The sequence below is a fragment of the uncultured Veillonella sp. genome, from assembly GCF_905209685.1.
Lineage (GTDB): Bacteria > Bacillota > Negativicutes > Veillonellales > Veillonellaceae > Veillonella.
Window position 1 is genome coordinate 1 of record NZ_CAJLUB010000119.1, and the last position, 5,483, is coordinate 5,483.

The window sequence follows — 5,483 nt, forward strand, 5'->3', positions numbered from 1 at the left end:
GACCTGCAATAGCACCAGCGTCTTTAGTAGCTTGACGTTGAGCATCTGTAAAGTAAGCAGGAACTGTGATAACGGCTTGTTTAACAGGTTCACCCAAGTAAGCTTCTGCATCAGCTTTGATTTTTTGAAGAATCATTGCAGAAATTTCTTGAGGAGTATAAGACTTACCTTCTACAGTTACTTTGTAGTCTGTACCCATGTGACGTTTAATAGAAATGATTGTGTTTTCAGGGTTAGATACAGCTTGACGTTTAGCCAATTGACCAACTAAACGTTCGCCGTTTTTTGCAAAACCAACAACGGAAGGAGTTGTACGAGCGCCTTCTTGGTTAGTAATAACCGTAGGTTCGCCACCTTCCATAACCGCAACACAAGAGTTTGTAGTACCTAAATCAATACCAATTACCTTTGCCATAATATATGCCTCCTAAAACCTTTATAATCTATTCAACAACTTTTACCATTGCTGGACGAATACAACGACCATCAACAGTATAGCCAGTTTGCAATACTTCACATACCGTATCAGATTCATATTCATCTGACGGCACTCGCATAATTGCTTGATGGAAATTTGGATCAAATGGTTTACCTACCGCATCGATAACGGCTAAACCGTGTTTAGATAACATAGCCATCAAGTTTTGATGGATCATGATAAATCCATCAAGGAATACCTTTGCATCACCTTCTACTGGACTTTGAACAGCTCGTTCAAAGTTATCTAATACAGGAAGTAGATCTGTAAGTACATCCCCTTTAACATATCCTGCAAGTTGCTCTTTTTCTTGATTAGTACGACGTTTGAAGTTGTCGAAGTCCGCTTGTAAACGCTTATAGCGATTATCAAAGTCTGCTTTGAGCTCCTCTAATACTTGAGCTGCGTCCGCCACAACTTCTTCAGCTTCCTCAACAGCTGGCGTCTCTACATTTGTAGTTTCCACTGTTTCGTCAACTGTTTCTTGTTTAATGTCTTGTTCTTCAGCCATTATATGCCCTTTCTATTTTTGTTCTTTTACCATAGATTCCATTATATGTTTCATATGAGACAACATGCCAATGATACGGCCATATTCCATTCGTGTCGGTCCTAGAATAGCAAGAGTACCGATAGGTTGATCTTGATTTGTAAAATCAGCTTGTACTACACTCATCGATTGAAGTGCTTCGGTATCATTTTCATTGCCAATCTTTACCTTTACAGGTGTAGGTGAATCATCCTTTAATAGTTGCCCCAATTGATTTTGTTCTTCCACTAATGAAAGTAAGGGTTGTACCTTTTCAACAGACTTAAACTCTGGTTGATTTAACAACTCTGTGGTACCTACAGAATAGAACAACTTACGTTTATTAATTGCTCGTAATAATGTTTCTGAAAGGATCATCAAAATCCCTTGTGGACCTTCCATATGAATCAATAGTGTTCCTAACGCTTCAGCCGTTACATGACCAATACCTATATTCTGTAAAGCATTGCTAAATTGCATAGCTAAACTTTGTAATACATCAGGCGAAACGCCTTCAGTAAAGTACATTAATTCATTATCAAGAGCACCAGTCTCAGTAATAACAACCATGACAGCTTGATGTGAATCAAGCGGCAATACATGAATGTATTTGATTAATGCTCTATCATGGGCTGGAGCTAAGAACAAACTCATACTATGGCTCACTTGTGATAATAATTTAGCCATATTTAAGAAGAGCTCACTCGTAGATCCATTAGAATGTTTCCATAACATTTCAATTTTCTCAGCATCCTGTAATGGAACAGGTTGTTGACTCAACATAGAATCAACATATAAGCGATAGCCTTTAGCTGAAGGAATACGTCCCGCCGATGTATGAGGTTGCTCCAAATAGCCTAACTCCTCTAAATCGGACATTTCATTTCTTACTGTTGCAGGACTAATACCAAGATTATAATTCTTTGCAATCGTCCTGGAACCTACAGGTTCAGCAGATTTAACGTAGTCTTCAATTATGGCTCGCAAGATGCGCTGTTTTCTTTCATCCATAATGACACCTCTTGTTAGCACTCATAAACTTTGAGTGCTAATCGCATGTATAATATTATCACATAGGAAAAAATTGTCAAGCAAAAAAATCCTTAAAAAGTCAAATAATATCTATTTAGTCAAAAAGACAATTGAATATTTTAAATTAATTAGTCAAAAAATCAAAGTGTAATAATAAGAAAACACTTATACTATCTACATTTATGTCATATCCTAAAATCTAAATAGTAGAATATGATGGTCTAATAAAATTTTTATTATTAAAACCATAAAATAGTATAAGTGTTGTATATGTAATAATTTTATTGTTACTAAAATTCAGAGAAAAACCAATCACTCTCTAGATAAACGTACAGATTAAGAACTATAAAACTATTAGTACTTAAAATATAGCAACTTATAGTTCTACACCTTCTAAGGGATTACCTAGGCGTTCTAATAATTTTCCCATACGCTCACGGGGCTCGCCATGTTCTGCATACCAATCTACTAAGATATCTACAGCTTTTTTGGATTGCTCAACAGTAAGCTTTCTAGCCAATATTTTACCAGCCTCTGGTCGCATTCCTGTATTGCCACCAACAGCCAGCATAAAACCTTGGGATGTACCAATAAAAGCAATATCTTTTACCATTGCATCCGGGCAGTTACGACCACAGCCACTAATTCCAATTTTGCACTTGTGAGATGTTTTTCGGCCGTAATGTTTTCTCTCTACATAATCAGCCAATTCTTTAGTTTCCATTTGGCCATTTTTACAATAGCCTTTACCTACGCAAGCAATTAAGGAATTAACACCTCTATGAATAACAGTGGTTACGCCTTCTGGTAATTCAGAGATAAGTTGTTCCTTATCGTCTTTTTCAATACCTGTAATTTGTATACCTGTTACAACATGGCGGAAAGATCCACCATATTTTTCAGCTAATTCTATGCATGCCTTCATTTGATCTAAAGTAAATTCGTTATGTAAACCATGTAAAATAACAGATGTCTTCATCGTTCCTCCTCAAATCTAGCATGCTTATTCATCATCATCCTATTTATACTAACATATTAGATTTTGAGAAACTGTGAGAAATTACTCTCGAATAAATTGACTAAATACATAGTTACCATGCTTAGCCCCTTCAGAACTTAAATGATAACTACCATTTTGATACTCTAATAAGCCTTTAGTAACTAAATCTTCTAATATATTACCAAATAAATTATGAACAGATACGCCAAATCTATCCTCAAATTTTTGATCATCAAGACCCCATTTAGTGCGAAGTGCTAAGAAACAAAAGTCTTCTTGGGCCCGCTCTACAGTAATCGTCTCCGTATCGATAGTGGGCATAGTGTATCGATCAACGGATTGTATATAAGGCATTACATTTCGATTGTTACTACGGCGTATACCATCATAGAAGGAATGAGCTCCAGCACCAAAGCCTAAATAGTCTATATAGTGCCAATATTTTAAATTATGACGACTATAGGAATTACCCTTTGCGAAATTTGAAATCTCGTATCGCTCAAACCCTAGTTTTTTTAAACCAGCCATCATCGTATCATACATTGACTCATCTATACTTTCACTAGGAATAGAGATCAAGTTCTTTTGTACTAAATGATATAAATAAGTGCCTACCTCAACTTGTAAACCATACGTAGAAATATGATTAATTGGTAAATCTTTTACAATATTTAAATTATGCTGAATATCCTCTAAGGTTTGTCGTGGCAAGCCATAGATTAAATCAATATTAATATCTGTAAATCCAGCCTCTTTAGCATCATATACGGCTTGTATGGCCTTTTCTCCATCATGACTACGATGCAACATAGTAAGCGCCTTATCATCAAAGGTTTGAACGCCAAAACTAATACGATTAAAGCCTAGTTTAACTAACTTAGTTAGATACTGTAAATCTACTTCCCCAGGATTAGATTCGATAGTCATATGACAGTTTTCATTGATAGTAAAAGTACTTTTTATTTTATCTACAATCATCTGTAGTTGTTGAATTGATAATTCAGTAGGTGTTCCACCACCAAAATAAATAGTGTCAATAGGTTTAGCTTTAGACTCTGGGTGTTCCGAAACCCACAGATCCATCTCTTGTACTAAGGCATATACATAGGTTTCATAATAATCTTGTAAATTTTGATAGGCAGGAAAATCACAGTACATACATTTCTGTTTACAAAAAGGGATATGGACATACAAGCCCATATCCCCAAGTGTAGACAGATTCAAAGTATTAGAATCTGTTTTCATTATATTAGTCCTCAACCTTGAGAATAGCCATGAATGCTTCTTGTGGAATCTCTACAGAGCCCACTGACTTCATGCGTTTCTTACCGGCTTTTTGTTTTTCTAAAAGTTTACGTTTACGAGAAATATCGCCACCATAACATTTAGCCAAAACGTCTTTACGCCAAGCTTTTACAGTTTCACGAGCCACAATTTTTGTGCCTACTGCAGCTTGAATAGGAATTTCAAACATTTGACGAGGAATGAGTTCTTTTAATTTTTCCGCTAATGCACGACCACGTGTAGCAGCACGATCCTTATGTACGATAATGGACAATGCATCTACTGGATCACCATTTAACAGAATATCCATCTTAACCATTGGAGATTGTTTATACCCAATCAACTCATAGTCAAGAGATGCATAACCTTTTGTAGCGGATTTCAATTTATCAAAGTAGTCGTAAATAATTTCACTCAAAGGCAAGTGATACACAACAGATACACGTGTTTCATCCAAATATTCCATGGATTGATATTCACCACGTTTATCTTGAGATAACTCCATAATAGTACCAACAAAGTCTTTAGGCACAATTGTAGTAGCTTTTACATATGGTTCTTCAATGTAATCGATTTCTGTAGGAGGTGGTAATTTAGCAGGGTTATCCACTTCAAGTATTTCCCCATTCGTCTTATAAACCTTGTAGTTTACAGATGGAGCTGTTGTAATAAGGGATAAGTTATATTCACGCTCTAACCGTTCTTGAATTACATCCATATGTAAAAGTCCAAGGAAGCCACAACGGAAACCAAAACCCAATGCCAAAGATGTTTCAGCTTCATATTCTAAAGCAGCATCATTAAGCTGTAACTTTTCTAATGCATCACGAAGATTTTCATAGTCCTTAGAATCTGTTGGATACAAGCCACAATATACCATGGATACGGCTTTGCGATAGCCTGGTAATGGTTCTGGTGCAGGATTATTAGCTAATGTTACAGTATCACCAACGTGACAATCAGCTACATTCTTAATACTAGCAGCAATACAACCTACAGAGCCACATGGTAATTCCTGAACAGGTACAAGGTTTGGTGTAAAGATACCGAGCTCTGTTACATCAAAATCCTTATTATCATGCATCATACGGATTGTATCTTTTGCTTTAATAGTACCTTCTTTTACGCGCACATAAGCAATAGCACCTTTATAAGCATCA

General features: G+C 36.0%; 6 protein-coding genes. All 6 read right to left on the reverse strand.

Annotation, left to right across the window (positions count from 1 at the left end):
- The coding region (locus QZ055_RS07840) for an Hsp70 family protein (protein WP_295825836.1) at window positions 1-415 on the reverse strand (415 nt) is incomplete at its 3' end.
- Window positions 416-443: 28 nt separating this feature from the next.
- Complete coding sequence (grpE, locus tag QZ055_RS07845) at window positions 444-989, reverse strand: nucleotide exchange factor GrpE (protein WP_105089164.1); 546 nt, start codon at window positions 987-989, stop codon at window positions 444-446.
- A gap of 12 nt (window positions 990-1,001) precedes the next feature.
- A complete protein-coding gene (gene hrcA, locus QZ055_RS07850; protein ID WP_105089163.1) occupies window positions 1,002-2,018 on the reverse strand; it encodes a heat-inducible transcriptional repressor HrcA in 1,017 nt (338 codons plus the stop codon).
- Between the two features lie 397 nt (window positions 2,019-2,415).
- On the reverse strand, window positions 2,416-3,018 hold the full coding sequence (locus QZ055_RS07855; protein WP_105094347.1) for a nitrite/sulfite reductase: 603 nt from the start codon (window positions 3,016-3,018) through the stop codon (window positions 2,416-2,418).
- Window positions 3,019-3,099: 81 nt separating this feature from the next.
- Window positions 3,100-4,284, reverse strand: coding sequence for a radical SAM family heme chaperone HemW (gene hemW, locus QZ055_RS07860; protein ID WP_295825841.1), 1,185 nt, complete (start codon window positions 4,282-4,284; stop codon window positions 3,100-3,102).
- 4 nt (window positions 4,285-4,288) lie between these two features.
- Window positions 4,289-5,483, reverse strand: a 1,195-nt coding sequence (gene lepA / locus QZ055_RS07865; RefSeq protein ID WP_295825844.1) for a translation elongation factor 4, incomplete at its 5' end; no start/stop codon positions are given.

Excerpts from the sequence above, each read along its gene's own strand:
- hrcA (WP_105089163.1), bottom strand. The coding sequence starts at position 2,018 with ATGGATGAAAGAAAACAGCGCATCTTGCGAGCCATAATTGAAGACTAC.
- QZ055_RS07855 (WP_105094347.1), bottom strand. The coding sequence starts at position 3,018 with ATGAAGACATCTGTTATTTTACATGGTTTACATAACGAATTTACTTTA.
- hemW (WP_295825841.1), bottom strand. The coding sequence starts at position 4,284 with ATGAAAACAGATTCTAATACTTTGAATCTGTCTACACTTGGGGATATG.
- grpE (WP_105089164.1), bottom strand. The coding sequence starts at position 989 with ATGGCTGAAGAACAAGACATTAAACAAGAAACAGTTGACGAAACAGTG.